The following is a 26,917-nucleotide window of genomic DNA, read 5'->3' as shown; positions in this document are numbered from 1 at the left end:
ATGGCGCAAATGAACCAAATGATACATATTCAAGGCTCACGTCAGCTGTTGACCCGAGGACCTTATGCTGCGCTCTATCGCCACCGTTTCGATTTCCGGCACCCTGCCAGAGAAGCTGCACGCTATTGCGGCGGCGGGGTACCAGGGTGTGGAAATTTTCGAGAACGATCTGCTCTATTATACGGGGACGCCGGCGGAAATCCGCCAGCTGGCCGCCGATTTAGGGTTAAAAATCACGCTTTTTCAACCCTTTCGCGATTTTGAAGGCGCCAGCCGGGCGCAGTTTGCGGCCAATATGGCCCGCGCCAGACGCAAATTTGCGCTGATGCGCGAGCTGGGCTGCGACACGCTGCTGCTGTGCAGCAATGTGCAGCCGGACTGCTCGGCGGATAGCGAACTGCAGGTGGCGGACCTGCGGGCGCTGGCCACGCTGGCGGAAGAGGAGGGGATCGCTATCGGCTATGAGGCGCTGGCCTGGGGAACCCATGTGAACCGCTGGCAGCAGGCCTGGGAGCGGGTGCAGCGGGTGGACAGCCCGGCGCTGGGCCTGGTGCTCGACAGCTTCCATATCCTGGCCCGGGGCGACACCCTCGACGCGCTGCCATCGGTGCCGGTGGAGAAAATCACCTTCGTTCAGCTCGCCGATGCGCCGTATATGAAAATGGATCTCCTGGAGTGGAGTCGCCATTTCCGCTGCTTCCCCGGGCAGGGGGAGCTGCCGCTGGAGGCGTTTGCCGAGCAGATCACCCGCTGCGGCTATCGCGGCCCCTGGTCGCTGGAGATTTTTAATGACGGTTTTCGCGCCTCGCCGAACGGCGCGACGGCCAAAGATGGCTATCGTTCGCTGCTGTGGCTGGAGGAGCAGACTCGTCGCCGGCTCCCGGCGTGCGATGCCGATCTGTTTTCACCGCCTCCACCGCCGGTCTGTCACGGGCTGGAGTTTATCGAATTCGCCGCCAGCGTCGCCGAGGCGCAGCGCCTGGGGCAGCACCTGCAGGCGCTGGGTTTTCAGCACGAGGGAAGCCACCGCTCCAAACAGGTCACGCTGTGGCGCAACGGCGGGGCGCGGATCGTGATAAACCATCAGCCGCACAGCTGGGCCGATCACTTTTATCAACGCCACGGGGTATCGCTCTGCGCGATGGCGCTGCGGGTCGACAGCAGCGCGCCGATTGTCGCTCGCGCCCGCGCGCTGGGGTATGCCACCTGGCAGGGCGACGCCGGGCCGAACGAAACGCCGATCCCGGCGATCTGCGCCCCTGACGGCAGCCTGGTCTACCTCATCGACGCCGGGGAGGCGATCTACGAGCGCGACTTTCTCCTGCGCGATGGCGTGACGGTGCGCGAAGATTACCTCGGCATCGACCATCTGGCGCTGGGGATGGAGGCCGACAGCCGCGACAACTGGGTGATGTTCTTCCGCACGGTGTTTGGTTTTACGCTCGAACATGAGCAGACGCTGCCGGATCCCTATGGGCTGGTGCGTAGTCTGGCGGTGCGCAGCCCGCAGGGGGAGATCCGCCTGGCGCTGAATATCTCCCAGAGCCGGGCGACGCAGATCGCCCGCTCGGTCGCCTGCTACCAGGGGGCGGGGCTGCAGCATGCCGCCTTTGCCTGCCGCGATCTGCCGGCCACCTGCGACCAGCTCGCCGCGGTTGCCGATCATGCGCTGCCGATCCCGGCCAATTACTATGACGATCTGCTGGCGCGCTTTGGCGGCGAGCTGGACGTCGGGCAGCTCCAGCGGCGGCAGCTCCTCTACGACCGCGATCCGCAGGGCGGAGCGTTCCTGCATCTGTATACCCGGCCCTTCATCGCCGGGCGCTTCTTCTTTGAATTAACCGAACGACGGGCAGGCTACGCGCTCTATGGCGCGGCGAATGCGGCCGTCCGTCTGGCGGCGATGCAGTATTGTTAGCCTGAATCAAATGGTTCATTATGCCTGAAACACAATAACAACACCCTCTGTACCCGAGACAGGAACCGACTATGAGCTCATATAGCCCTAACCCGACGGCCGCCGCCCAGCCAGCCGTCACCGCGCGCCGCTCCCGGCGGCGCATCGGCATTCTTGCGCTGCTGGCCATCGGCACCATGATCAACTACCTCGATCGCACCGTGCTGGGGATCGCCGCCCCAAAGCTGACCGGTGAGCTGGGGATCGACCCTGCGCTCATGGGGATCCTCTTCTCCGCTTTCGCCTGGACCTACGCTCTGGCGCAGATCCCCGGCGGGCTGTTTCTCGACCGTTTTGGCAACAAAGTGACCTATTTTCTGTCGCTGACCCTGTGGTCGCTGTTTACCCTGTTCCACGGCATGGCGGTGGGGCTGAAGACGCTGCTGCTGTGCCGTTTCGGGCTTGGCGTCAGCGAAGCGCCGTGCTTTCCGGTGAACAGCCGGGTGGTCAGCGCCTGGTTCCCGCAGCAGGAGCGCGCGAAGGCCACGGCGGTGTACACCGTGGGGGAATACCTCGGGCTGGCCTGCTTTGCCCCGCTGCTGTTCTGGATCATGGACGGCTTCGGCTGGCGGGTGCTGTTCGTCAGCGTCGGCGTGGTCGGCATTCTGTTCGCCCTGGTGTGGTGGCGCTGCTACCGCGAACCGCATGAAGACCCTCGTCTCAGCCAGCAGGAGCGCGAGCATATCGAAAACGGCGGCGGCCTGAGCGCCCCAGCCGACCAGCAGGTGGCGTTCAGCTGGCCGCTGGTCCGCCAGCTGCTGAGCAAACGTCAGATCATCGGCGCCAGTATCGGCCAGTTTGCCGGCAATACGGTGCTGGTGTTCTTTCTCACCTGGTTTCCCACCTGGCTGGCCACCGAACGCCATATGCCGTGGCTGAAGGTCGGTTTCTTTTCCATCCTGCCGTTTGTCGCCGCCGCCGGCGGGGTGATGTTTGGCGGCTGGATCTCCGACAAGCTGCTTAAAGCCACCGGGTCGGCCAATCTGGGGCGTAAGCTGCCGATCGTCGCCGGCCTGCTGATGGCCAGCTGCATCATCTCCGCCAACTGGCTGCAGAGCGACCTGGCGGTGATCCTGGTGATGTCGTTTGCCTTTTTTGGCCAGGGGATGGTGGGCCTCGGCTGGACGCTGATCTCCGACATCGCCCCGAAGGGGCTGGGCGGGCTCACCGGCGGCCTGTTCAACTTTTGCGCCAACCTCGCGGGGATCCTCACCCCGCTGGTGATCGGCTTTATCGTCGCCGGGTTCGGCAATTTCTTCTACGCGTTGATCTACATCGGCGGCGCCGCGCTGCTGGGCGTGGCGGCCTATCTGTTTATCCTCGGCGACGTCAAACGTATCGAGTTATCGCAGTAAGCAAAGGAGCAAGGCATGGTGATTAGTGGGAATACGCGGCTGATAGCGCATCTTGGCTATCCGACCGCCAGTTTTAAGGCGCCGATGATCTACAACCCGTGGTTTGTCGACCAGCAGGTGGACGTGAAGGTGGTGCCAATGGGCGTCAGGCCGGAGGACTATGCCGCGTTTATTCCGCCGCTGTTTACGATGACCAATATCATCGGCGCGCTGGTGACGATGCCGCATAAAATCGCCACCTGCGATCTGGTGCAACGCCTGAGCCCGACGGCGGCTATCGCCGGCGCCTGCAACGCCATCCGTCGCGAGGCGGACGGCAGCCTCTCCGGGGACATGTTCGATGGCGACGGCTTTGTGCTGGGCCTGCGCCGTAAGGGATTTCAGCCTGAGGGGACGCGGGCGCTGGTGGTCGGCAGCGGCGGGGTGGGGTCGGCTATCGCCGCCTCCCTTGCGGCTGCAGGGGTCAGCGCCCTGACCCTGTACGATACCCGTCCCGAGGTGGCGCACGCTCTCGCTGGACGGCTGCATCAGCACTATCCCCAGCTCGATATCACTCTGATGCAGCACGATCCTGCCGGACACGAGCTGGTGGTCAACGCCACGCCGCTGGGAATGAAGGTCAGCGATCCGCTGCCGCTGGACGTTGACCGTCTGGCGCCAGGCACCTGGGTGGGGGAGGTGGTGATGACCCAGGAGTATACTCCGCTGCTGAGAGCCGCCCAGGCGCGACAGTGCCACATCCAGCGCGGGACCGACATGCTGTTTGAAATGATCCCTGCCTATCTGCGCTTTTTCGACCTGCCGGTAGCCACCCCCGAACAGCTGCGGGCGCTGGCGGAAATTCGCTACTGACGCGGCGTCAGTTCGGGTAAGATAGCGTTATATTATCTGTTTTATAGCGAATGACGATGATCTCTCCTCCTCTCATGCTGCTGGCGGCGGGAAGCCTGAAAAGCGCTTTCCAGCCGCTGGTGGCGCAGTTCCAGCAGCACACCGGCCTGGCGGTCGATGTGCAGTTTGGCCCCGCCGGCCTGCTGCGCGAGCGGATTGAGTCCGGGACGCCGTGCGCGGTTTTCGCTTCCGCCAACGCGGCGCACCCGCAGGCGCTGCTGCAGGCGGGTCTGGCGCAGGAGTGCCGGGGATTGGCCCGTAACCAGTTGATGCTCACCGTCCGGCGGTCGCCGGAGAACGACGCGCTGGACTGGCTGGCGCTGCTCAGCGCGCCCCGCCTGCGGCTGGCGACCTCCACCCCGGGCTGCGATCCGTCGGGAGATTATACCTGGCAGCTGTTTACCCGCCTTGAGGCGCGCTATCCGGGGCTGGGCAAAGCGTTGTCCGGGCGGGCGCAGCCGCTGGTCGGCGGCAGAGATTCGCTGAGCGTGCCGCCGGGAGCGATAGCCGGCGCGTGGCTTATTCGCCAGAACCTGGCGGATCTGTTTATCGGCTATGCGCACTATGGGGCCGCGCTGGCCGCCTGCGATGATCTGCGCACCCTGGTCATCCCCGCGCCGTGGAACATTTGCTGCGACTATCAGCTGGCGCGCCTTAGCGCCGACCCCGCCGCCACAGCCCTGTATCGCTTTATCCTCGGCGAGGCCGGGCAGGCCTGTCTCCGGCGGGCGGGTTTTTTATCCTTCAGCGATGCAGGGTAAACCCGGGGGCCAGCAGAGGATAAGCGGCCGCGGGATGGTGGATCAAACGTACCGGCAGGCCGTAGGCTTGCCGGAGGTGCGTTTCACTTAGCACGTCGGCCGTCTCGCCCGCCAGCCACTGGCCCTCCGGCAGGAGAAGGAGCGTATGGCTGGCCACCTGCAGGGCATGGTTCGGGTCATGGGTGGTGAACAGGACGGTGCGCGCCTGACGGTGAGCGAGGTCGTCGATCAGCTGCAACACCACCTGCTGGTTACCAAGGTCCAGCGCAGAACAGGGTTCATCCAGCAGGATATTCTGGCTGGCGCTGACCAGCGCGCGGGCGATGAGCACCAGCTGCTGCTGGCCGCCGGAGAGAGAGCTAAAATCGTGTCGGGCCAGGGGGGCAATGCCCAGCTGCGCCAGGGCTTTCACAACCCGTCGAGCGTCCTCCTCGCCCGGCTGGGCAAAGAGATCCACGTGACGGGCGCGGCCCATCAGCACCACATCACTCACTCGCCAGCTGAAAGCGGGGCGAAACGACTGCGGGACAAGGGCCACGCCGCCCTCGCACTGCATCTGGCCGCCAAGCGGGGGCAATACGCCGCTCAGGGTGTCCAGCAGAGTACTTTTTCCCCGGCCATTGGCGCCGAGTACCGCCCAGATCTCACCGGACCGGCAGGCCAGTGTCAGCGGGTCGAAGAGCGGTTGACGGCGACCGTAGCGTAGCGCTTCCAGCGATAAGGATATGTTCATGGCGCCATCCTCCGGCGTCGGGACTGCACCAGCAAAAAGGTAAACAGCGGCGCTCCCAGCAGGGCGGTGATAATCCCAATCGGGATCTCCGCCTGGGTCAGCGTGCGCGCCAGATCGTCCACCACCAGCATCAGGGCGGCGCCGAGCCAGAATGCGGTGGGGAGCAGGGGACGATGATCGGCCCCCACCAGCAGGCGGGCGAGGTGAGGGACCACCAGCCCCATCCAGGCGATGCTGCCGCTGACCGCTACCTGGGCGGCCACCAGCACCGCGCAGCAGACCAGCACGCCGCGACGCAGCGCGGCCACCGGAACGCCAAGACTGCGGGCATCCCGCTCCTCCAGCGCCAGCAGGTTGATGCGCCAGCGCAGCTGCCACAGCAGCCCGGCAGCCACGGTCATTGGCAAAAGCATGAGCAATACCTTATGCCAGTTGGCGGTCGCGAAGCTGCCGAGCAGCCAGAAGACAATGTTCGGTAACGTTTCTTCGCTATCGGCGAGGTACTGCATCAGACTGACCAGGGCGGCGAAAAAACCGCTGAGAATGATCCCTGACAGAATCAGCCCCAGCGTGCTTTCCCGCCCCTGCAGGGCGGCGAGGAGATAAATCAGCCCCAGCGCGATGAGGCCGAAGAAAAAGGTCGAGGCCATCATCAACAGGCTGCCGAATCCCAACAGGATCGCCAGCGTGCCGCCGAAGGCGGAGCCGGAGGTCACCCCAATGATATGCGGATCCACCAGCGGATTCTGGAACACCCCCTGTAAGGTGGCGCCGCACAGCCCCAGCGCGCCGCCGGCCAGCAGGGCCATGGCCACGCGCGGCAGGCGAACCGACCAGACGATCTGCCCAACCACCCCTTCACCGGGCGGCAGCTGGATCAGGGTATGCCCGACGGCGCTCAGGCTTAACGGATACTGGCCGACACCGAGAGAGGCAACGGCGATCGTCAGCGTCATCAGCGCCAGGCAAAGCGGCAACAGCCAGGGACGGGAATTAACGCGCATCGGGTGACCACGTCACACGAAAAAAACGCTGATAGTAATCCCTGGCTTTGCTGTCCACATCGATGTTCTGGTAGCGTGCAGGATAGAGTTTTTTCGCCATCCATAGCTCGCCCAGCGCCAGCGCCTCCGGCATTGGGTATCCCCAGGCTTTGGCGTATTCCGGCATCAGCCAGACGCGATGATGTTGCACCGCATCGATCGTCTGCCACTGCGGGTCGCTCTCTATCTGTTTGACCACCTGCGGATAACGGTCCTGGACGAAGATCACCTGCGGGTTCCACGCCAGGAGCTGCTCCAGCGATACCTGGCGGGCGCCTTTAACGCTCGCTGCCGCCACGTTCAGCGCCCCGGCGTGGGCCATCATCAGTCCGGTGTATTTTCCGGCGCCGTAGGTGTTCAGATCGGGATTGGCCATATAGACCCGCACCCGCTGGTTCTGCGGAATATCGGCCACCGGCGCGTTGGCCTGCTGGCGCGCCGCAAAGGTGTAGTGAATCAGCGCCTCGGCTTCGGGCTGGCGTTCGACGACCTCGCCGATAAGGCGGATCCCCTCCACCAGCCCGGCGTTATAGGCCTGCTCTTCGTCAGCCATGGTAGGGTTCATTTTATTTTTTTCCCCGGCGGCATCGTGGCGCAGCGAGATGGCCACCACCGGGATCCCGGCCTGCTGGATCTGCGCGATCATCGCCGGCGGCGCATAGTTGGCGACGAAAACCACCTGCGGACGTAGCGCCAGCAGGCTTTCAATATTGACCTGGGTGAGATCGCCCGGCGTCGCCAGTTGCGCGATTGTCGGCATAAAGCGGACGAACTGCGGCCCGAGCTGTTTCTTCCAGCTGCTTAAGACGCCGACGATATCCTCGGCGGCATGGAGTTGCACCAGCAGATTGAGCGTCTGATGCTGCAGAACCACTACGCGGGTGACGTGGTCGGGGAGGGTGACCTGGCGACCCAGCTGGTCAGTGACGGTACGGTCGGCGAAGGTCTGGCCGGTGAACAGGCTGGCGCTGAGCAGCGTCAGGCCCAGCAGTAAGGGGTGTTTTGACATGGCGTGGCTCGAGTGGCTTGAAAAATTCGATATATATTAAATTATATAACGATGCCGGGGGCAATAATTGATCGCCTTTCACCCCTTCACGATCAAGGAATGTCGTATAACACCTCTTCATCTTCCATACGGGCTTCTATCTGGCCCGCCACCCTCTGCAGCGCGGAGAGATGCTTCTGCGCCGCCTGCTCAATGGTCATGGCGCTGGCGATATAGACCAGGTTGAGGCAGCCGATGACCCGCTGCTGGCTGCAGACCGGCACGGCGATAGAGGCGATTTTCTCCTCCTGCCGCCAGCCGCGGAAATTTTCGCCATAGCCGTTCTGGCGGGTGCGGGCGAGGATCGCCGCCAGCCGTTCCGATTCGCGAGCCAGCTGATACTCCGCTTCCGGACGGGCGGCGAGCATGCTGAGAATGGCGTCGCGCTCCGCGTCGGGGGCAAAGGCCAGCCACGTCAGACCGGAGGCGGTGAGCAGCAGCGGCAGTCGCCGTCCGACCATCGCCCGGTGAAACGACAGCCGACTGAAGCGGTGGGTGGTTTCGCGCACCACCATGGCGTCGACGTCGAGGGTGGTGATATCCGTCGGCCACTGGACCTCGCGCAGCAGCTCCCCGAGCAGCGGCGTGGCGAGGGCAGAAATCCAATGTTCGTCACGAAATCCGTCGCTCAGCTGGCGGACGTTAATGGTCAGACGAAAGCTGTCATCGGAGCGGCTGCGGCGGACAAAACCTTCCTCCTGCAGCGTCTCCAGCAGCCGGCGCACGGTGGTGCGATGCAGGCCGCTAAACTCCGCCAGCAGGCCGGGCGTCGCGCCGCCGTCGAATTTATTTAACAATTTTAATAACAATAAACCCCGGCTTAATCCGCGCACCGTTTTGTACTCAGTGGCTCCATCATCACGCATAAATCCTTCCTTAAAACACTTTATAAACAGCGATGTGCACCTGGTGCACATTCAGCGATGTTTTGATTGTAGCCGAAAACACCCGCCCTATACTCAGCCCATTATAAAAATACGTTTACACATGATTAACAAATTGCCTGTCAGCCGGGCAGTTTCCGAGTCGTGAGGTCGCTGAGAATGACAACATCTACACCCGATATTCAACCCGCCGTGCAGCATACCGCCCAGGTCGCCATCGCCGGCGCCGGTCCGGTAGGCCTGATGATGGCCAACTACCTTGGCCAGATGGGCATCAGCGTGCTGCTGGTGGAAAAGCTCGACAAACTGATCGATTACCCGCGGGCCATCGGTATTGACGATGAATCGCTGCGGGCGATGCAGGCGGTGGGGCTGGTGGATGACGTGCTGCCGCACACCACGCCGTGGCACGCCATGCGCTTTCTGACCCCGAAGGGCCGCTGCTTTGCCGACATCCAGCCGATGACCGATGAGTTTGGCTGGTCGCGGCGCAATGCCTTTATTCAGCCGCAGGTGGATGCGGTGATGTATCACGGCCTGCAGCGTTTCCCGCAGGTCCGTTGCCTCTTCTCCCGCAAGGTGGAAGCCTTTAGCCAGAGCAGTGACAGTGTCACGTTAAATATCAAAGGACCGGACGGCGAGCGGGAGACGGTGCGCGCTGACTGGCTGGTGGCCTGCGACGGCGGCGCCAGCTTTATTCGCCGCACGCTGAACGTCCCTTTCGAAGGCAAGACCGCGCCGAACCAGTGGATCGTCATCGATATCGCCAACGATCCGCTGGCCACCCCGCACGTCTACCTGTGCTGCGACCCGGTGCGGCCCTACGTTTCCGCCGCGCTGCCCCACGGCGTGCGCCGATTTGAATTTATGGTGATGCCCGGGGAAACCGAAGCCCAGCTCAGCGAGCCGCACAATATGCGCCGTCTGCTGAGCAAAGTGCTGCCGGACCCGGATCGCGTCGAGCTGATCCGCCAGCGGGTCTACACCCATAACGCGCGCCTTGCCGAGCGCTTTCGCATTGACCGGGTGCTGCTGGCCGGCGACGCCGCGCACATCATGCCGGTCTGGCAGGGCCAGGGATACAACAGCGGCATGCGTGACGCCTTCAACCTGGCGTGGAAGCTGGCGCTGGTGGTCAACGGCAAAGCGGGAGAGGCGCTGCTTGACAGCTACCAGCAGGAGCGTCGCGACCACGCGAAGGCGATGATTGACCTGTCGGTCACCGCCGGTCACGTGCTGGCGCCGCCGAAGCGCTGGCAGGGCGCGGCGCGCGATGGCCTCTCCTGGCTGCTGAACTACCTGCCGCCGGTGAAACGTTACTTCCTCGAAATGCGTTTTAAGCCGATGCCGCAGTATCGCGAAGGGGCGCTGCTGACCGACGGCGCAGGCAAAGCCTCGCCGGTGGGCAAAATGTTTATTCAACCGCAGGTGACGCTGGAGAACGGCGAGAGTCTCCTGCTCGATGAGGTTATCGGGGCGAATTTCGCCATTATCGGCTGGGGCTGCAACCCGCAGTGGGGGCTCGACGCCGGGCAGATCGCCCGCTGGCGCGCGATAGGGGTGCGCTTTATCCAGGTCGTGCCGGAGGTGCAGATCCATCGCGAGCAGGATAACGCCCCGGGCACGCTGCGGGTGGGGGATAAGCAAAACCGTCTGAAGAGCTGGTTTGCGCAACATAACACCGCCATCGCCGTGGTCAGGCCGGACCGCTTTGTCGCCGCTCTCGCTATCCCGCAAACCCTCGGCGCGCAGCTGACCGCCCTGGCGGAAAAAATGACCCTTGCGGCCGGGGATACCGGCCACGCTGAAGAGAAGGTGGCCTGATATGCATGCCTATTTACACTGTCTGTCGCACACCCCGCTGGTGGGATTCGTTGACCCGGAGCAGGCGGTCCTCGATGAGGTGAACGGGGTGATTGCCGACGCCCGGCGGCGGATCGCTGAATTCGATCCCGAGCTGGTGGTGCTCTTCGCCCCCGATCACTACAACGGTTTTTTCTATGACGTGATGCCGCCGTTCTGCCTGGGCGTCGGCGCCACCGCCATCGGCGACTTCGCCAGCGCCGCCGGCGACCTGCCGGTGCCCACCGAGCTGGCGGAAGCCTGCGCCCACGCCGTGATCAACAGCGGTATCGACCTGGCGGTGTCGTACAACATGCAGGTGGACCATGGCTTCGCCCAGCCGCTGGAGTTTTTGCTGGGTGGGCTGGATCGCCTGCCGGTGCTGCCGGTGTTTATTAACGGCGTCGCCGCGCCGCTGCCGGGGTTTCAACGCACCCGGCTGCTGGGCGAGGCGATGGGCCGCTTCCTCAACACCCTCAATAAGCGGGTGCTGATCCTCGGCTCTGGCGGGCTTTCGCACCAGCCGCCGGTGCCGGAGCTGGCGAAGGCGGACGCCCATCTGCGCGACCGCCTGCTCGGCAGCGGCAAACAGCTGCCGCCGGACGAACGCGAGCTGCGCCAGCAGCGGGTGATCAGCGCCGCCCGACGGTTTACCGAAGACCAGCGCTCGCTCCATCCCCTCAACCCGGTCTGGGACAACCGCTTTATGAGCCTGCTGGAGCAGGGGCGGCTGAGCGAACTGGACGCGATCGGCAACGACGAGCTGTCGGCGATGGCCGGCAAATCGACGCACGAAATTAAGACCTGGGTGGCCGCCTTTGCCGCGCTATCCGCTTTTGGCCGCTGGCGCAGCGAAGGCCGCTATTACCGGCCGATCCCCGAGTGGATCGCCGGATTCGGCTCGCTGAGCGCCACCACCGAGATTTGATTAACCGGGAGACTAACATGAGCTATCAACCGCAAACCGAAGACGCCACCAGCCGATTCCTCAACGTCGACGAGGGAGGCCGCACGCTGCGCATCCATATCAATGACTGCGGCGACGGGGAAGAGACCGTGGTGATGCTGCACGGCTCCGGGCCGGGGGCCACCGGCTGGGCCAACTTCAGCCGCAACATTGACCCGCTGGTCGAGGCGGGCTATCGCGTGCTGCTCCTGGACTGTCCGGGGTGGGGGAAGAGCGATTCGATTGTCAACAGCGGTTCGCGTTCGGATCTCAACGCCCGCATTTTGAAAAGCGTGGTCGATCAGCTGGGGATCGATAAAGTCCATCTGCTGGGCAACTCGATGGGCGGCCACAGCGCGGTGGCCTTCACCCTGAGCTGGCCGGAGCGGGTGGCGAAGCTGGTGCTGATGGGCGGGGGAACCGGCGGCATGAGCCTGTTCACGCCGATGCCGACGGAGGGCATCAAACTGCTGAACGCCCTGTACCGCGAGCCGACCATTGAAAACCTGAAGAAGATGATGAGCATTTTCGTCTTCGATACCCGTGACCTCACCGACGCGCTGTTCGAGGCGCGGCTGAACAATATGCTGTCGCGCCGCGACCATCTGGACAACTTCGTCAAGAGCCTCGAAGCCAACCCGAAACAATTCCCTGACTTTGGCCCGCGGCTCGGCGAGATCGCTGCGCAAACTCTCATCGTCTGGGGACGCAATGACCGCTTCGTGCCGATGGACGCCGGACTACGCCTGCTCGCCGGGATCGCCGGCTCTGAGCTGCACATTTACCGCGACTGCGGCCACTGGGCGCAGTGGGAACATGCCGACAGTTTTAATCAGCTGGTGCTCAATTTCCTCGCACGGGCTTAAGGAGTGATGATGACTATTTCTCTTGACGCGCTGGCGCAACAGTTGCGCGACGCCGAACGAACCGGCCAGGCGATCGCCCCGCTGCGCGATATCCTCGGCGTCGACAACGCCGACGCCGCCTACGCTATCCAGCGCCTGAACGTGCAGCACCACGTGGCCCATGGCCGACGGGTGGTGGGCCGCAAGGTGGGCCTGACCCATCCCAAAGTGCAGCAGCAGCTGGGGGTCAACCAGCCGGATTTCGGCACCCTGTTTGCCGACATGTGCTACGGCGACAACGCCGATGTGCCGTTTGGCCGCGTGCTGCAGCCCAAGGTGGAGGCCGAGATCGCCCTGGTGCTGAAACATGATCTACCCCATGCCGATACCACTTTTGATGAGCTGTATAACGCCATCGAATGGGTACTGCCGGCGCTGGAGGTGGTGGGCAGCCGCATTCGCGACTGGTCAATCGGCTTTGTCGACACCGTCGCCGATAACGCCTCCTGCGGCCTGTACGTCATCGGCGGCCCGGCGCAGCGACCGGCGGGTCTGGATCTGAAAGCGTGCGCCATGCAGATGACCCGCAACCAGGAGCTGGTCTCCAGCGGCCGGGGCAGCGAGTGCCTGGGGCATCCGCTGAACGCCGCGGTGTGGCTGGCGCGCAAGATGGCCAGCCTCGGCGAACCGCTGCGGGCGGGGGATATCGTGCTGACCGGGGCGTTAGGCCCGATGGTGGCGATTAACGAGGGGGACAGCTTTGTCGCCCATATTGAAGGTATTGGCTCAGTCGCGGCACGCTTCGTCGCCGCCGGAGAAGGACATCGTGATGCGTAAACGTAAAGTCGCCATTATCGGCTCCGGGAATATCGGCACCGATTTAATGATTAAAATTCTGCGCCACGGCCAGCAACTGGAGATGGCGGTGATGGTCGGCATCGATCCGCAGTCGGATGGCCTGGCCCGCGCCCGGCGCATGGGCGTCGCGACCACCCACGAAGGGGTGGGCGGCCTGATGCAGATGGCGGAGTTTGCCGATATCGACTTTGTCTTCGACGCCACCAGCGCCGGCGCGCACGTCAAAAACGACGCCGCGCTGCGCGAAGCGAAGCCAGGGATCCGCGTCATCGACCTGACGCCGGCGGCGATTGGCCCCTACTGCGTGCCGGTGGTCAACCTTGAGGCCAATCTCCACCAGGGCAACGTCAATATGGTGACCTGCGGCGGGCAGGCCACCATCCCGATGGTCGCCGCGGTCTCGCGGGTGGCGAAGGTGCATTACGCGGAGATCGTGGCCTCCATCGCCAGTCAATCCGCCGGGCCGGGGACGCGAGCGAATATTGACGAATTCACTGAAACCACCTCGCAGGCGATTGAAAAGGTCGGCGGCGCGGGCAAGGGCAAGGCGATTATCGTGCTGAACCCGGCGGAGCCGCCGCTGATGATGCGCGATACCGTGTATGTGCTGAGCGAGATGGCGTCCCAGGAGGCGATTGCCGCCTCAATCGCCGAGATGGCGGCGGCGGTGCAGGCTTACGTGCCTGGCTACCGGCTGAAGCAGCAGGTGCAGTTTGAGGTTATCCCCGAGGATAATCCGGTCAACCTGCCCGGCGTGGGCCGTTTTTCCGGACTGAAAACCGCGGTTTACCTCGAAGTGGAAGGGGCGGCGCACTATCTGCCGACGTACGCCGGCAACCTCGATATTATGACCTCGGCGGCGCTGGCGACGGCGGAGAAAATGGCCGGGGCAATGAACAGCGCGGCGGGAGCGACAGCATGAACGGTAAAAAACTCTACATTTCGGATGTGACGCTGCGCGATGGTATGCATGCGATTCGTCACCAGTATTCCCTGGCGCAGGTGCAGCAGATTGCCGGCGCGCTGGATAAGGCGGGGGTGGACTCCATCGAAGTCGCCCACGGCGATGGGCTACAGGGATCGAGCTTCAACTACGGCTTTGGCGCCCACAGCGATATCGCCTGGATTGAAGCGGCGGCGGAGGCGGTCAGCCAGGCGAAAATCGCCACCTTGCTGCTGCCGGGCATCGGCACCCTGCACGACCTGAAAGCCGCGTATCAGGCCGGGGCGCGGGTGGTGCGGGTCGCCACCCACTACAGCGAAGCGGACGTCGCGGCGCAGCATATTGCCTTTGCCCGCGAGCTGGGGATGGACACCGTCGGTTTTCTGATGATGAGCCATATGATCTCCCCGCAGGCGCTGGCGCAGCAGGCGCTGAAGATGGAATCCTATGGGGCGACCTGCATCTACGTGGTGGATTCCGGCGGGGCGATGAACATGAACGACATTCGCGATCGCTTCCGCGCGCTGAAGGCGGTGCTGAAGCCGGAGACCGCCACCGGGATGCATGCCCACCATAACCTGAGCCTCGGGGTGGCTAACTCTATCGCCGCGGTGGAAGAGGGCTGCGACCGGATCGACGCCAGCCTGGCCGGGATGGGGGCGGGGGCGGGCAATGCGCCGCTGGAGGTATTTATTGCCGCCGCCGACAAGCTCGGCTGGCGGCATGGCACCAACCTCTACGCGCTGATGAATGCCGCCGACGAGCTGGTGCGGCCGCTGCAGGACCGCCCGGTGCGCGTCGACCGCGAAACGCTGGCGCTGGGCTACGCCGGGGTCTACTCCAGCTTCCTGCGCCACAGCGAAGCGGCGGCGGCGCGCTATGGCCTCAGCGCGGTGGATATTCTCGTCGAGCTGGGCAAACGGCGGATGGTCGGCGGCCAGGAGGATATGATCGTCGACGTCGCGCTGGATCTGCTTAACCGCCAAAAATAACAACGGGCGGCTGACCATGCATCAGCCGCCCATCACCTGCTCCGTTTGTCCGGCTATCGCAAAGGTACCCTATGACCAAGATAACGACCGCAAACTCCTCGCGCCTGGTGGTCACCATCGGGCTCTGTTTTATGGTGGCCCTGATGGAGGGGCTGGATCTGCAGGCGGCGGGGATCGCCGCCGTCGGCATGGCGCAGGCCTTTGCGCTGGATAAAATGCAGATGGGCTGGATCTTCAGCGCCGGGATCCTCGGCCTGCTGCCCGGCGCGCTGGTGGGCGGCATGCTGGCGGACCGCCACGGGCGCAAACGCATCCTGCTGGGCTCGGTGCTGCTGTTTGGCCTGTTCTCGCTGGCCACCGCGGTGGCCTGGAGCTTCCCGACGCTGCTGCTGGCGCGCCTGCTCACCGGCGTCGGGCTGGGGGCGGCATTGCCGAACCTGATTGCCTTAACCTCGGAAGCCGCTGGCCCGCGTTTTCGCGGCCGGGCGGTGAGCCTGATGTACTGCGGGGTGCCCATTGGCGCCGCGCTGGCGGCGGCGCTGGGGTTCTCTGGCCTTGCCGCGGCCTGGCAGACCATCTTCTGGATTGGCGGCGTGGTTCCGCTGCTGCTGATCCCGCTGCTGATGCGCTGGCTGCCGGAATCGCAGGCGTTTCAACGCGTGGAGAACAGCGTGCCGCTGCGCACCCTGTTTGCCCCGGGGCATGCCGCCGCCAAGCTGCTGCTGTGGCTGGGCTATTTCTTTACTCTGCTGGTGGTCTATATGCTGATCAACTGGCTGCCGATGCTGCTGGTAGGCCAGGGATTCAGCGCCAGCCAGGCGGCGGGAGTGATGTTCTCTCTGCAGATCGGCGCCGCCTGCGGCACCCTGCTGCTGGGGGCGCTGATGGATAAGCTTACTCCGTTGCGCATGTCGCTGCTGATATACAGCGGCATTCTGGCGTCGCTGCTGGCGCTGGGCAGCGCATCGTCGCTGAGCGGGATGCTGCTGGCGGGGTTTGTCGCCGGGCTGTTCGCCACCGGCGGCCAGAGCGTGCTCTACGCGCTGGCGCCGCTCTTCTATCCCGCGGCGATCCGCGCCACCGGGGTCGGCACCGCCGTGGCGGTGGGACGCCTGGGGGCGATGAGCGGTCCGCTGCTGGCCGGCAAGATGCTGGCCCTCGGCACCGGCACCGTCGGGGTGATGGCGGCCTCAGCGCCGGGCATTGTGCTGGCCGGCGTGGCGGTGTTCTGGCTGATGCATCGCCAGCAGCGCGCGGCCATTGTCTGAAGCCTGTCCGGCGGTCCGGCGAAAAAATGCCGGGCCGCCGCCTTGCCTCTGCGCGTGCCCTGGCCTAAGGTAAGACATCATTCTCTGTCGCTAATCGTCTCTATGGCTTACCGCTCCCGCTTGCTCGACGCTATCCCTGGCATCCGCCACGCGTTTCTCGATGTCCACGAAACCGCCGCCTTTCCCTATGCCGAAATGGCGCCGGTGAAGCTGGTCCATGGCAATGAGGTTCATCATTATCAGCAGCCGCTGCCGACGCGCCCGCATGCCGACGCGGTGTTTACCGCCGTCGCCGGGCAAAAGGTGGGGGTGGTAACCGCCGACTGCCTGCCGATACTGATCGCCTCGCGCGACGGTCGCTTCATCTGCAGCGTGCATGCCGGCTGGCAGGGGCTGGCCAGCGGCATTATCGACAACAGTCTGGCGACTTTTCGCCAGCAGGGGGCGGCGCTGGCCGATCTGGTCATCGCCGTGGGGCCGCATATTCACCCTTGCTGTTACGAAGTCTCCGCCGGATTTTATCAGCAACTGCTGGACCAGCCCGGCGGTGACCGGGTGGCCCGGCACCGCCAGCGGCTGTTCCATTCCCGTTCTGGCCCGGTCAGCGATCCGCTCAAAGCCGCGGCGCGCGGCAGCGATAATCTGTGGTTTGATCTGCGCGCTTTCGCTGAGGCGATCTTCGCAGAGGCGGGGGTGGCGTCAACGAGCGTTGAATGGCTGGGGAGCTGCACCTATTGCACGCCGCAGTCGCTGGGCTCCTACCGGCGCCGGACCCATTTTCCGGCGCCGAAGAGCTTTCAGTACTCGTGGATCATGCGTGAGGCCTGAGTCGCGCTGGCGTTAGATCACCTGAAAACCGTGGGTGCCGTCGCGGGCCAGCTGATCCACCAGGCCGTACTCCCACTCCAGATAGGCCTGCATGGCCTCTGCGGAATTATCGGTCCCTTCATAGGGACGGCGATAGCGGTCCCGGCGCTCGACAGCGAGGCCGGCGACGCCATGGGCCAGCGGCAGACCGGCGGCGATCCATGCCAGCGTCCCGCCGCGCAATACCTGTACCGGCTTACCGGTTAAGGCCGCCACCTCGGGCACCGCGTAGCGGGCCAGCAGGCTGCTGCCGCAGGTCACCACGTAACGTTGAGCGGGAGGGAGCGCTTCCAGGGCCTGGCGCAGCTGCGAGCGCGTCAGCCACCATGCGCCGGGGATATGGCGGGCGACAAAGTTGGCGCTGGTGGTGAAATCGAGCACCACTGTACCGGGGTCGTCCAGCTGTTGCGCCAGCTGCGCCGGGCTTATCTCCGCCGCCTGCGGGGCGGGGGGCACTTCGGCGGCCGGTACCCCGCGCTCGCTCAGCTGGCTGGCCGACAGCGCGCTCAGCCGCGCCGTCTCCCAGCCCATCTGCGCCAGCCACGAGCCGGTTATCGCCGCCCGGACGCCATCGTCATCCAGTAGCACGATTCGCGCCCCTCGTACGCTGGCGAAGTGATCGGTCTCCTGCACCAGCTGGCCGCCTGGCGCGCTCAGGCTGCCAGGATAGTGGCCCGCCGCGTACTCCTCAGGGCTGCGCACATCAAACAGGAAGGTGGTGCGGTCGCTCTGCTGCAGCCAGCGTTGCAGGGTCGCCTCATCGATGACCGCCACCCCGGCCCGTTCGGCGAGATGCGCCACCTCGGCGGCCCGGGCGCCAGAGGCGCGGGCGGAGGGATCGTATTGCCGCTGCTGCTGGTGCGCCAGCGTCTGGCCGGCCAGCGTCCAGCCGATAGTGCCATTGCGCAGGGCATGGACCGGGTTCGGCACGCCGGCGTTGATCAGCGACTGGGTGCCGATGATGCTGCGGGTGCGTCCGGCGCAGTTGACGATCACCGGCGTTTGCGGGGAGGGCGTCAGGCTCTCCACCCGCAGGGCCAGCTCGCCGCCGGGCACGCTGATGCTGCCGGGGATGCTCATGGTCTGGTACTCGTCGAAGCGCCGGGCGTCGACGATCACCACCTCCTGTCGGCTGTCGATGAGCGCCTGAACCTCCCGGGCGCTGAGCGACGGCGTGTGACGCACGCTTTCCACCAGCTCGCCAAAGGCTTTACTGGCGGAGTTGACGTCCTGAAACAGCTCGCCGCCGCTGCGGCGCCAGCCGGCGAGACCCTCGGCCAGCAGGGCCACATCCTGATAGCCCCAGGTCCGCAGTCGTTCGACGGCGATCTCCGCCAGCCCTTCGCCATTGTCGTAGACGGTGATCGGGGTGGTGAAGCGCGGTATCCGCCGGCGCACCTCCAGCTCCAGTTTGCTGAGCGGCAGATTGACGGCAAACAGCGGATGAGCGGTGGCGAAATCGGCCTCTTCACGGACGTCGATGAGCGCCAGTTCACGACGGTCGAGCAGCGCCTGGCGGATCCCGGCGGCCTGTCGGTAAGCGTAAGTGGACATAATGGTTATCCTTGGTGTTCGCGGGAGGGATCCCAGATGTTGGGCACATGGCGGTTGGCGTAGCCGGAGATAAACGGTTTTTGCTGGCCTTCCGGGGTATACACCGCGCGCTTCACCGCGCCGATGTTGCCGCCGTAAACATGAATGCTGATGGAGACGCGGTCCGCCAGCGCATTGCTGACGCGATGAATATCGCCATCGTCAACGGAGACTTTCTCCACCTGACCTGCCTGCAGGAGCGTGGCGGCGCCCAGCGGCCGCGGTATGCCGTCTGCATCCAACTGGTAGCGTTGATTCTCCTCCGCGCCGCGCAGCATACCAATGGCCCCCCATACCCGGTGGTCATGGATCGGCGTCGCCTGTCCCGGCCCCCAGACGAAGCTGACGATCGAGAAGCGCTCCCCGGAGTCGGCATGCAGCAGATACTGCTGGTAATGGTGCGGGTGCGGCAGGGTGTACTCTTCCGGCAGCCAGTCGTCGTGACGTACCAGCGCCGCCAGCCGTTGGGCCACGGCGTCAAGCAGCGGCGCGGTCTGGTGGTGTTCACGGTGCAGGCGATCAACCTCATGAATAAAATGGCGTAATTTTTCCAGTCGTGGTCCAGTCATGTGCGGTTCCTGTCAGAGGGACTGGTCAAAACGCTAACAGAGGCGTTAATATTATTTAAATGCAATTTACGCATATATTAATATGCAAATTACACATAAGGATCCTATGCGCATCGACGATATTGACGCTCTGCTGGCCACGGTGCAGTTTTCTTCCCTCAATCAGGCGGCGGACTATCTGGGGATCACCCAGTCGGCTATCACCCGGCGCCTGCAGCGTCTGGAGCAGGAGCTGAACGTCACGCTGTTGGCGCGTCAGACCCGCCCGCTGACCCTGACCGCCGCCGGTCAGCGGGTGTACGAGCAGTGCCTGAGCATTAAGCGCGAGACGAAAAAGCTCTACAGCCTGTTGGATCCGGAAGGCGAGCCGCGCGGCGCGCTGCGTCTCGGCGTACCGCAGAGTATCAGCGAGATCGCGCTGCCGGCGGCGCTGGCGGCGCTGAGCCAGCAGTTTCCCGCACTGTCCCCGCAGGTCGCCTGCGGCTGGAGCGGAGAGCTGCAGCGCCGGTTGGAAAACGGCGAACTGGACGGCATGCTGGCGATGGGCCCCGCCCAGCAGACCTTCGCCGAGGGCTACAGCGGGCGGCTGCTGTGTCCCCTGGAGGTGGTGCCGATTGCCGCCCGGCGTCTGAATCTGCGGGCGTCGTCGCTGCGGGAGTGCGTCGAACAGGGCTGGATCCTTAACCCCGACGGCTGTGGACTACGCGCCGGGCTCATCCGCGAGCTGCAAAGCCAGGGTCTGCGCCTGAAGCTTAACGTTGAGAGCGCGGGCGCCCAGCTGCAGATGGCGCTGGTGGCGCAGGGACTGGGGCTGGGGCTGGTGCCGCGGGCGGCGCTGGCGGCCAGCCCGTGGCGTGACGAGCTCGAGGTCGTCAACCTCAGCGACTTTCAGCCTGCGGTGTCGCTGTGGCTGATCCACGCCCGGTATCTGGCAAACTTGCAGTCGCCGCTGACCTTTTTCGCCAGCAAAGTGGTGCAGCAGCTGACAGTATCCGACTGAAAGCACTATGTATTTTTGTTTAATGCCAGTCTTGCATATTAAGATATGATAAAAATGCATTTTGTTCATTAACACACCCTGTATAGGGTAATGACCAGCGCCGCCGTCGCGGCCACTCCATTACCCTGACGCAAGGAGTTGTTCATGAGCATTCAGTTTCTCGGCATGATTGGCCATCGCCTCTCTTCCGAAACGATTGCCCCGGTGGGGCCGATCTTTGACCGCGACTATATCGTTCGCTTTGCGCAAACCCATGAAGCCGCCGGGTTCGATCACCTGCTGGTGGGTCACTGGTCCGATCAACCCGACGGCTTTCTGGTGACCGCCCTGGCCGGACTGTCGACGCAGAAAATTCAGTACCTGCTGGCCCATCGCCCCGGTTTTGTCTCGCCGACCCTTGCCGCGCGCAAATTCGCCACCCTTGAGCATCTGCTGGGGGGCCGGCTGGCGGTGCATATCATCAGCGGCGGCAATGACGCCGAGCAGCGCCGGGACGGCGATTACCTCGATCACGACCAGCGCTATGCCCGCACCGACGCCTTCCTTGACGTCGTACGCCGGGTGTGGACCAGTGAGCAGCCGGTAGATATTCACAACGATTTTTATCAGGCCGAACAGGCCTGGTCAGCCATTCGTCCGCTGCAAAAGCCGCATCTTCCCATCTACTTCGGCGGTTCGTCGGAAGCGGCCATCGCTGTCGCCGGCAAACACGCCGACGTCTTCGCCCTGTGGGGCGAGTCGCTGGCGCAAACCGGCGAGACCATCCAGCGCGTGCGCGCCGAAGCGGCGAAACACCAGCGTGATATTGGCTTCAGCGTCTCGTTCCGGCCGATTATCGCCGACAGCGAAGCCGAGGCCTGGGAGAAAGCCGAGCATATCCTGCACGTCGCCACCGAGCAGGCGGCGCAGCGCGGGGGCGGGTTCAAGGCCAAACCGGACAGCATCGGCGCCCAGCGGCTGCGGGCCACCGCCGCGCAGGGCAGAGTGGTGGACAAACGCCTGTGGACCGGCATCGCCCAGCTGGTGGGCGGCGGGCATAACTCCACCGCGCTGGTAGGCACCCCGGAGCAGGTGGCCGATGCGCTGCTCGACTACTACGACCTCGGGGTGCGCAACTTCCTGATCCGCGGATTCGACCCGCTGAACGATGCGGCAGACTACGGCCGGGCGCTGCTGCCGATCGCTCGTGAAAAAGCCGCGCGTCGTGCGGTGGCGGAGCGCGCATCGTGATCCATCCTGAGCGCGACGACTGGGCGCAGCAGCTGACGGCGGTACGCCAACAGATGGCGGAGCAGGCGGCCAGTCTTGACGCCAGCGGCGACTTTCCCTGGCGCAATATCGACCCGCTGCGCGCGAGGGGCTGGTTAAGCCTCGCCGTGCCGCGTGCATACGGCGGCGCGGGCGCCAGCCTGGCCCAGCTGCAGCAGGCCATCGCCGCCATCGCCTGGGGTGAGCCGGCGACGGCGCTGATCGTCTGCATGCAGTATCTGCACCATTTGCGGCTGGCGGAAAACGACGCCTGGCACGCGCCGCTGCGCCAGCAGGTTTTTCATGATGCCGTCGAACACGGCGGCCTGATCAACAGTCTGCGCGTTGAGCCGGATCTGGGCTCCCCGGCGCGCGGCGGCCTGCCGGACACCGTGGCGAGCCGCCGCGCGGACGGCTGGGACATCAACGGCCATAAAATCTATACCACCGGCATTGAAGGGCTGCGCTGGCTGGCGGTATGGGCGAGAAGCGATGAGAACCCGCCGCGGGTGGGCACCTGGCTGGTGCCTGGCGACAGCCCGGGAATTAGCGTGGTGAAAAGCTGGGATCACGCCGGGATGCGGGCTACCGGCAGCCATGAGGTGATTTTTCGCCACGTGCGGCTGGCGGCAGAGCACGCGGTGGATGTCTGGCCGGTCGATGCGCCACCCGCCGCTCAGGCGGAACCGTTGCGCCTGTTCGCCAACCGACAGACGGCATTGCTGGCGGCGATCTATGACAGCATCGCCCGCGCCGCTCACGACTGGCTGGTGAGGTGGCTGGCGGGGCGGGTGCCCGCGGGTCTCGGCCATCCGCTTTCCCGCCTGCCGCGGGTGCAGGAGAAGGTCGGGCAGATCGCCGAACTGCTGTTGGTTAACCGCAGCCTGCTGGAGCAGGCCGCCGCGCTGCGCTTCTCCGCCATCGAGGCCAACCTGGCGAAAGTCACTATCACCGACAACGCCATTCAGGCGGTGAATATCGCGCTCGAGCTGACCGGCAATCATGGCCTCAGCCGACAAAACCCGCTGGAACGCCACTACCGCAATGTGCTCTGCGGCCGGGTGCATACCCCGCAGAGCGACAGCGCCTGGCTGGCAGCCGGCCACTTCGTCTTTCAATCACAAGGATAATCACGATGCGTCTATCATTCTCAGGCCGGGTGGCGGCAGCGCTGATGCTGCTGGCGCTGGGCGGTTACGCGACGGCGCAGGAGCGGCTTACCCTGCGCATCGCCGATCAAAAAGGCGGCATGCGTTCGCAGCTGGAGGCGGCCAACGCCCTGCAAAACCTCCCCTACGACATTAAGTGGGCCGAATTTCCGGCCGCCGCGCCGCTGGCGGAAGCCCTTAACGCTGGCGCGGTGGACGCGGGGATCATCGGCGATGCGCCGCTGCTCTTCGCCCTGGCTAACGGCGCGCCGGTAAAAGCGATCGCCGTGGACAAAAGCAACCCGGCGGGGACCGCGGTGCTGGTTTCTCCCGGCAGCGCGATAAAAACCGCCGCCGGGTTAAAAGGCAAGCGCATTGCCACGGGTAAAGGGTCGATTGGCCATTTCGTGGCGCTGAAAGCGCTCGAGCAGGCGGGGATTTCACCGAAGGAGGTGCAGTGGGTGTTCCTCGGTCCGGTTGACGCCAAAGTGGCGCTGCTTAACGGTTCGGTGGACGCCTGGGCGACCTGGGAGCCCTACACCACCCAGATGGTGAAGACCAACGAGGGGCAGATCCTGGTGAGCGGCAAAGGGCTGCTGCCGGGGAATACCTTCCTTGCGGCAACGGATTCAGCGCTTAACGATCCGCAAAAGCGCGCCGCGCTGCAGGATTATCTCCAGCGCCTGGTCGGCGCCGAACGCTGGGCCTACGCCAATCTCGACAGCTACGGCAAAACGCTGGGGGAGATCATCCGCTTCCCGGCGGAGATCGCCCGCGCGCAGTTTGCCAACCGCCAGTCGCAGTGGCAGTCGCTGGCGGAGGAAACGGTGACCCAGCAGCAGGCGACGGCGGACTTTTATCTCGCCAACGGCCTGATCCGCACCCGGCTGGACGTGAAGCCGACCTTTGACCCCAGCTTTAGCGTGCCCGCCGGGCCGGCCCACGCGGAGGTAACGCCATGACCCCGTCCGCTTTTTCCCGTCGTCGTTTTTTAAAGCTAAGCGGTGGCCTGGCGCTGGCCGGGGTTTCCCTGCCGCTGTGGGCTCACGATATGGCGGAGATGGCCAGCGGCGATGCTCATCCGGCGCTGCGCCTGCCGCAGCCGTACAAGATCAAGCTGGCGATCAACAAAAGCGCGGTTTGCCTCGCGCCGGTCGCCGTCGCCGAGCAGCAGAAGATTTTCAGTAAATATAACCTCGACGTTGAGTTGGTTAACTTCGGCAACTCCACCGATGTGCTGCTGGAGGCGATCGCCACCGGCAAGGCCGACGCCGGGGTGGGGATGGCGCTGCGCTGGCTGAAGGCGCTGGAGCAGGGCTTTGACGTCAAGCTCACCGCCGGGACCCATGGCGGCTGCCTGAACCTGCTGACGGCCAAAGCGTCACCGTTCAACGGCCTTGAGAGCCTGAAAGGGCAAACCATCGGCGTCACCGACATGGCCGGGCCGGATAAAAACTTCTTCGCCATCCTGCTTAAGCGCCACGGTATCGATCCGATAAGCGACGTGCAGTGGAAAGTCTACCCGGCGGATCTGCTCAGCGTGGCGCTGGATAAGCGCGAGATCGCCGCCATCAGCGGCAGCGAGCCGTTCAGCTATCGGCTGCTGGAGACCGGCAAGTATCAGCTGATCGCCAGCAATATGACCGGGGACTATGCCAATCTGAGCTGCTGCGTGCTGGGGGTGAGCGGGAGCCTGGCGCGGGACCATAAACCGGCCGCCGCGGCGCTCACCCAGGCAATCCTTGAAGCGCACAGCTATGCCGCCGAACACCCGGAAAGCGTGGCGCAATCTTTCCTCGCCCATGCGCTCAACACCAGTGAAGCGGAGGTAAGCGGCATTCTGCACGGACAGGGGCACGGCCACCACGCGGTGGGGGAGGCGTTCGTGAAAGAGCTGACGCAGTATGCGGTCGACCTGCAGCGGGTGCAGGTGATCAAACCGGGCACCGATCCCCATCAGTTTGCGGAGAGTATCTATGCCAACGTATTCGCCTGAGCAGGCGCTGGCGCGCCCAACCGGCCGCACGCCGCTGTGGGGAGAAGGGCTGCTGGCCGCCGTGCTGTGGCTGCTGGGCGGTCTGTTCACCCTGGCCTGGCCCGATGCCGGGCGGCGCTGGCCGTTTAGCGAGGGCTGGGCGCTGGCGCAGTTCGCCTTCGGCGGCGGCTTGCTACTGCTGGCGCTGAGCTATCGCTACTGGCGAGCGCGCGGCGCGCGCGTTCTGCATGCCGGCAAGTGGCTGGCGCTGCTGCCGGTGCTGTTCGCTGCCTGGGAAGGGCTGACCGCCAAGAGCGGCGTGCTGCCGGTGCCGTTTTTCGCGCCGCCGCAGGCGCTGATTGAGGTGCTGCACGACGACTTGCCGCGTCTGCTCGACAGCCTGCTGCACTCCCTGGGGCTGCTGGGGCTTGGGGTGCTGCTCGGCACCAGCAGCGGGTTCGTCACCGGTCTGGCCATTGGCTGGTCGCAACGGATAGGCTATTGGGTCCATCCGGTGTTACGCCTGCTGGGGCCGGTGCCGTCCACCGCGCTGCTGCCGCTGTGCCTGTTTATCTTTCCGTCAAGCTTCGGCGCCAGCGTGTTTTTGATTGCGCTGAGCACCTGGTTCCCGGTCACGGTGCTGACCTGGTCCGGGGTCATCGGCATTGACAAGGCGTGGTACGACGTGGCGCGGACGCTCGGCGCCAGCCAGCGTTTCCTGATCCTGCGGGTAGCGATCCCCGCCGCGCTGCCGAACGTCTTTGTCGGCCTGTTTATGGGGCTTGGCGCGTCGTTTTCGGTGCTGATTGTGGCTGAAATGGTCGGGGTGAAGTCGGGGATCGGCTTCTACCTTCAGTGGGCCCAGGGCTGGGCGGCCTATCCCAATATGTACGCCGCGCTGCTGGTGATGGCCTTGCTGTGCTCCGGCCTGATCAGCGGATTATTTATGCTGCGCGATAAGCTGCTGAGCTGGCAGCGGGGAGGGATGCAATGGTAACCGCGACGTCAGGTTCGCAGACGATAGCGCGCGGCGCGGCGGTATCGATAAACCATCTTCATCACGCGTTTACGCTCGGCAAACAGGCGGTGCCGGTGCTGGAGAATATCAGCCTGCAGCTGCGGCCAGGGGAAAGCGTGGCGCTGCTGGGCCCTTCCGGCTGCGGTAAATCCACCCTGCTGCGGCTGCTGGCCGGGCTGGAAGCCCCGCAGAACGGACAGATGCAGTTCGACGGCGCGCCGCTCGGCGCTCCGGGGCCGGAGCGCATACTGGTGTTTCAGGACCCGACGCTCTATCCCTGGCTGACGGTGCGGCAGAACGTGCTGCTGGGCCCGCAGGCGCAGGGCAAAAGGGGGCTGGAAGCAAAGGCCGACGCGCTGATTGACCGCATCGGGCTGCAGGCCTTCAGCGAGGCGTGGCCGCGGCAGCTGTCAGGGGGGATGGCGCAGCGCGCCGCGCTGGCGCGCGCGCTGTTGAACGAGCCGCGCCTGCTGCTGCTCGACGAGCCGCTGGGCAAGCTGGACTCGCTGACCCGCATCAGCATGCAGCGGGAGCTGATCGCCCTCTGGCAGCAGCAGGGGTATACCAGCCTGCTGGTGACTCACGATATCGAAGAGGCGCTGCTGCTGTGCGAGCGGGTGCTGGTGATGTCGCCGCGTCCGGGGCGGATTATCGCCGAGTTCGCGCTGCCGCTGGCCTTTCCCCGCCACCGCGATAACCCGCAGCTGCTGCAGCATCGTCAGGATATATTGCGCATCCTCGGCCAGGAGGAGGACTGGTAGGGTAAACGCACTCCCCGGTGGCGGCTGCGCCTTATCGGGCCTGCGAACTCGAGAGGAAGGGGGAAGACCGCAGGCCGGTGCAAGCGCAGCGCCGCCCGGCAATGGGTATCCGGCGCCATGCGCCACGATTTTGCCCGGTGTCGGCTGCGCCTTACCGGGCCTGGGAACTCGAGAGGAAGGGGAAGGACCGCAGGCCGGTGCAAGCGCAGCGCCGCCCGGCAATGGACATCCGGCGCCATGCGCCACGATTTTGCCCGGTGGCGGCTGCGCCTTACCGGGCCTACGAGCTCCACAGAAGGGGAAGGACCGTAGAACGTAGGCCGGTGCAAGCGCAGCGCCGCCCGGCAATGGACATCCGGCGCCATGCGCCAC

24 protein-coding genes and 1 pseudogene are annotated in these 26,917 nt (G+C 64.7%); 19 read left to right on the top strand and 6 right to left on the bottom strand.

Annotated features, from left to right (window positions below; genetic code table 11):
- The first annotated feature begins 64 nt into the window (after positions 1 to 64).
- The 4 genes from ABLV54_RS20475 to ABLV54_RS20460 all read left to right on the top strand — a co-directional run bounded on the left by ABLV54_RS20475 (position 65) and on the right by ABLV54_RS20460 (position 4,964).
- Entirely contained in the window at positions 65 to 1,918 is a 1,854-nt protein-coding gene (locus tag ABLV54_RS20475) for a sugar phosphate isomerase/epimerase and 4-hydroxyphenylpyruvate domain-containing protein (RefSeq protein WP_050533313.1), read from the top strand.
- 71 nt (positions 1,919 to 1,989) lie between these two features.
- Complete coding sequence (locus ABLV54_RS20470; protein ID WP_023290068.1) at positions 1,990 to 3,312, top strand: MFS transporter; 1,323 nt, start codon at positions 1,990 to 1,992, stop codon at positions 3,310 to 3,312.
- 15 nt (positions 3,313 to 3,327) lie between these two features.
- Positions 3,328 to 4,164 carry a shikimate dehydrogenase gene (locus tag ABLV54_RS20465; RefSeq protein ID WP_032453232.1) on the top strand — a complete coding sequence of 279 codons (837 nt, stop codon included), beginning with the start codon at positions 3,328 to 3,330 and terminating at the stop codon, positions 4,162 to 4,164.
- Between the two features lie 56 nt (positions 4,165 to 4,220).
- Positions 4,221 to 4,964 carry an extracellular solute-binding protein gene (locus tag ABLV54_RS20460; protein WP_109547592.1) on the top strand — a complete coding sequence of 248 codons (744 nt, stop codon included), beginning with the start codon at positions 4,221 to 4,223 and terminating at the stop codon, positions 4,962 to 4,964.
- Here the strand turns inward: ABLV54_RS20460 and ABLV54_RS20455 are convergent.
- The 4 genes from ABLV54_RS20455 to ABLV54_RS20440 all read right to left on the bottom strand — a co-directional run bounded on the left by ABLV54_RS20455 (position 4,948) and on the right by ABLV54_RS20440 (position 8,654).
- On the bottom strand, positions 4,948 to 5,697 hold the full coding sequence (locus tag ABLV54_RS20455; RefSeq protein WP_226564014.1) for an ABC transporter ATP-binding protein: 750 nt from the start codon (positions 5,695 to 5,697) through the stop codon (positions 4,948 to 4,950). The genes ABLV54_RS20460 and ABLV54_RS20455 overlap by 17 nt on opposite strands.
- Positions 5,694 to 6,701, bottom strand: coding sequence for an iron ABC transporter permease (locus tag ABLV54_RS20450; protein WP_109547218.1), 1,008 nt, complete (start codon positions 6,699 to 6,701; stop codon positions 5,694 to 5,696). Before ABLV54_RS20450 ends, ABLV54_RS20455 begins: the two co-directional genes overlap by 4 nt.
- On the bottom strand, positions 6,691 to 7,749 hold the full coding sequence (locus ABLV54_RS20445) for an ABC transporter substrate-binding protein (protein ID WP_109547219.1): 1,059 nt from the start codon (positions 7,747 to 7,749) through the stop codon (positions 6,691 to 6,693). The genes ABLV54_RS20450 and ABLV54_RS20445 overlap by 11 nt, the downstream gene beginning before the upstream one ends.
- 92 nt (positions 7,750 to 7,841) lie before the next feature.
- The gene (locus ABLV54_RS20440) at positions 7,842 to 8,654 is read right to left on the bottom strand and encodes a DNA-binding transcriptional regulator (protein WP_226564010.1); all 813 of its coding nucleotides are present in this window, start codon (positions 8,652 to 8,654) and stop codon (positions 7,842 to 7,844) included.
- Positions 8,655 to 8,831: 177 nt separating this feature from the next.
- Here ABLV54_RS20440 and ABLV54_RS20435 point away from each other — a divergent pair, with 177 nt between their 5' ends.
- The 8 genes from ABLV54_RS20435 (at position 8,832) to ABLV54_RS20400 (ending at position 17,194) form a co-directional block, all read left to right on the top strand.
- Positions 8,832 to 10,496: a bifunctional 3-(3-hydroxy-phenyl)propionate/3-hydroxycinnamic acid hydroxylase gene (locus ABLV54_RS20435; RefSeq protein ID WP_226564008.1), complete on the top strand. Its 1,665-nt coding sequence runs from the start codon at positions 8,832 to 8,834 to the stop codon at positions 10,494 to 10,496.
- 1 nt (position 10,497) lies between these two features.
- A complete protein-coding gene (mhpB, locus tag ABLV54_RS20430; RefSeq protein WP_023290064.1) occupies positions 10,498 to 11,442 on the top strand; it encodes a 2,3-dihydroxyphenylpropionate/2,3-dihydroxicinnamic acid 1,2-dioxygenase in 945 nt (314 codons plus the stop codon).
- Positions 11,443 to 11,459: 17 nt separating this feature from the next.
- Positions 11,460 to 12,326 carry a 2-hydroxy-6-oxonona-2,4-dienedioate hydrolase gene (mhpC, locus tag ABLV54_RS20425; RefSeq protein ID WP_048297720.1) on the top strand — a complete coding sequence of 289 codons (867 nt, stop codon included), beginning with the start codon at positions 11,460 to 11,462 and terminating at the stop codon, positions 12,324 to 12,326.
- A 9-nt stretch (positions 12,327 to 12,335) separates the two neighbouring features.
- Entirely contained in the window at positions 12,336 to 13,142 is an 807-nt protein-coding gene (gene mhpD / locus ABLV54_RS20420) for a 2-keto-4-pentenoate hydratase (RefSeq protein ID WP_023290062.1), read from the top strand.
- Positions 13,135 to 14,085, top strand: a complete 951-nt coding sequence (mhpF, locus tag ABLV54_RS20415) for an acetaldehyde dehydrogenase (RefSeq protein ID WP_104467214.1) — start codon at positions 13,135 to 13,137, stop codon at positions 14,083 to 14,085. The genes mhpD and mhpF overlap by 8 nt, the downstream gene beginning before the upstream one ends.
- Positions 14,082 to 15,098 carry a 4-hydroxy-2-oxovalerate aldolase gene (gene mhpE, locus ABLV54_RS20410; RefSeq protein ID WP_226564003.1) on the top strand — a complete coding sequence of 339 codons (1,017 nt, stop codon included), beginning with the start codon at positions 14,082 to 14,084 and terminating at the stop codon, positions 15,096 to 15,098. The genes mhpF and mhpE overlap by 4 nt, the downstream gene beginning before the upstream one ends.
- Before the next feature lie 71 nt (positions 15,099 to 15,169).
- Positions 15,170 to 16,366, top strand: a complete 1,197-nt coding sequence (gene mhpT, locus ABLV54_RS20405) for a 3-(3-hydroxy-phenyl)propionate transporter MhpT (protein ID WP_226564001.1) — start codon at positions 15,170 to 15,172, stop codon at positions 16,364 to 16,366.
- Between the two features lie 102 nt (positions 16,367 to 16,468).
- Positions 16,469 to 17,194: a polyphenol oxidase family protein gene (locus ABLV54_RS20400; protein ID WP_023290058.1), complete on the top strand. Its 726-nt coding sequence runs from the start codon at positions 16,469 to 16,471 to the stop codon at positions 17,192 to 17,194.
- 12 nt (positions 17,195 to 17,206) lie between these two features.
- Here the strand turns inward: ABLV54_RS20400 and ABLV54_RS20395 are convergent, their stop codons facing one another.
- Both ABLV54_RS20395 and ABLV54_RS20390 read right to left on the bottom strand, forming a co-directional pair.
- Entirely contained in the window at positions 17,207 to 18,787 is a 1,581-nt protein-coding gene (locus ABLV54_RS20395; protein ID WP_101976364.1) for a rhodanese homology domain-containing protein, read from the bottom strand.
- Between the two features lie 5 nt (positions 18,788 to 18,792).
- Positions 18,793 to 19,395 (bottom strand): cysteine dioxygenase, encoded by a 603-nt coding sequence (locus ABLV54_RS20390; protein WP_032453221.1) that lies wholly within the window; start codon positions 19,393 to 19,395, stop codon positions 18,793 to 18,795.
- A 106-nt stretch (positions 19,396 to 19,501) separates the two neighbouring features.
- Between ABLV54_RS20390 and ABLV54_RS20385 the strand changes: the two genes are divergently transcribed.
- The 7 genes and pseudogenes from ABLV54_RS20385 to ABLV54_RS20355 all read left to right on the top strand — a co-directional run bounded on the left by ABLV54_RS20385 (position 19,502) and on the right by ABLV54_RS20355 (position 26,545).
- A complete protein-coding gene (locus ABLV54_RS20385; protein WP_044523784.1) occupies positions 19,502 to 20,395 on the top strand; it encodes a LysR family transcriptional regulator in 894 nt (297 codons plus the stop codon).
- Between the two features lie 144 nt (positions 20,396 to 20,539).
- Positions 20,540 to 21,635: pseudogene (locus tag ABLV54_RS20380) on the top strand (LLM class flavin-dependent oxidoreductase).
- On the top strand, positions 21,622 to 22,773 hold the full coding sequence (locus ABLV54_RS20375) for an acyl-CoA dehydrogenase family protein (RefSeq protein WP_226564336.1): 1,152 nt from the start codon (positions 21,622 to 21,624) through the stop codon (positions 22,771 to 22,773). The pseudogene ABLV54_RS20380 and the gene ABLV54_RS20375 overlap by 14 nt, the downstream one beginning before the upstream one ends.
- A 5-nt stretch (positions 22,774 to 22,778) precedes the next feature.
- Entirely contained in the window at positions 22,779 to 23,753 is a 975-nt protein-coding gene (locus tag ABLV54_RS20370) for an ABC transporter substrate-binding protein (protein ID WP_226564338.1), read from the top strand.
- Positions 23,750 to 24,787, top strand: coding sequence for an ABC transporter substrate-binding protein (locus ABLV54_RS20365; RefSeq protein ID WP_032453216.1), 1,038 nt, complete (start codon positions 23,750 to 23,752; stop codon positions 24,785 to 24,787). The genes ABLV54_RS20370 and ABLV54_RS20365 overlap by 4 nt, the downstream gene beginning before the upstream one ends.
- Positions 24,768 to 25,763: an ABC transporter permease subunit gene (locus tag ABLV54_RS20360; protein ID WP_226564340.1), complete on the top strand. Its 996-nt coding sequence runs from the start codon at positions 24,768 to 24,770 to the stop codon at positions 25,761 to 25,763. The genes ABLV54_RS20365 and ABLV54_RS20360 overlap by 20 nt, the downstream gene beginning before the upstream one ends.
- A complete protein-coding gene (locus ABLV54_RS20355; RefSeq protein ID WP_060592572.1) occupies positions 25,757 to 26,545 on the top strand; it encodes an ABC transporter ATP-binding protein in 789 nt (262 codons plus the stop codon). The genes ABLV54_RS20360 and ABLV54_RS20355 overlap by 7 nt, the downstream gene beginning before the upstream one ends.
- Positions 26,546 to 26,917 lie beyond the last annotated feature (372 nt).

The sequence above is a fragment of the Klebsiella sp. JB_Kp042 genome, from assembly GCF_040065275.1.
Classification (GTDB): Bacteria; Pseudomonadota; Gammaproteobacteria; order Enterobacterales; family Enterobacteriaceae; genus Klebsiella; species Klebsiella quasipneumoniae.
This window is presented reverse-complemented; position numbering and strand designations above follow the sequence as displayed.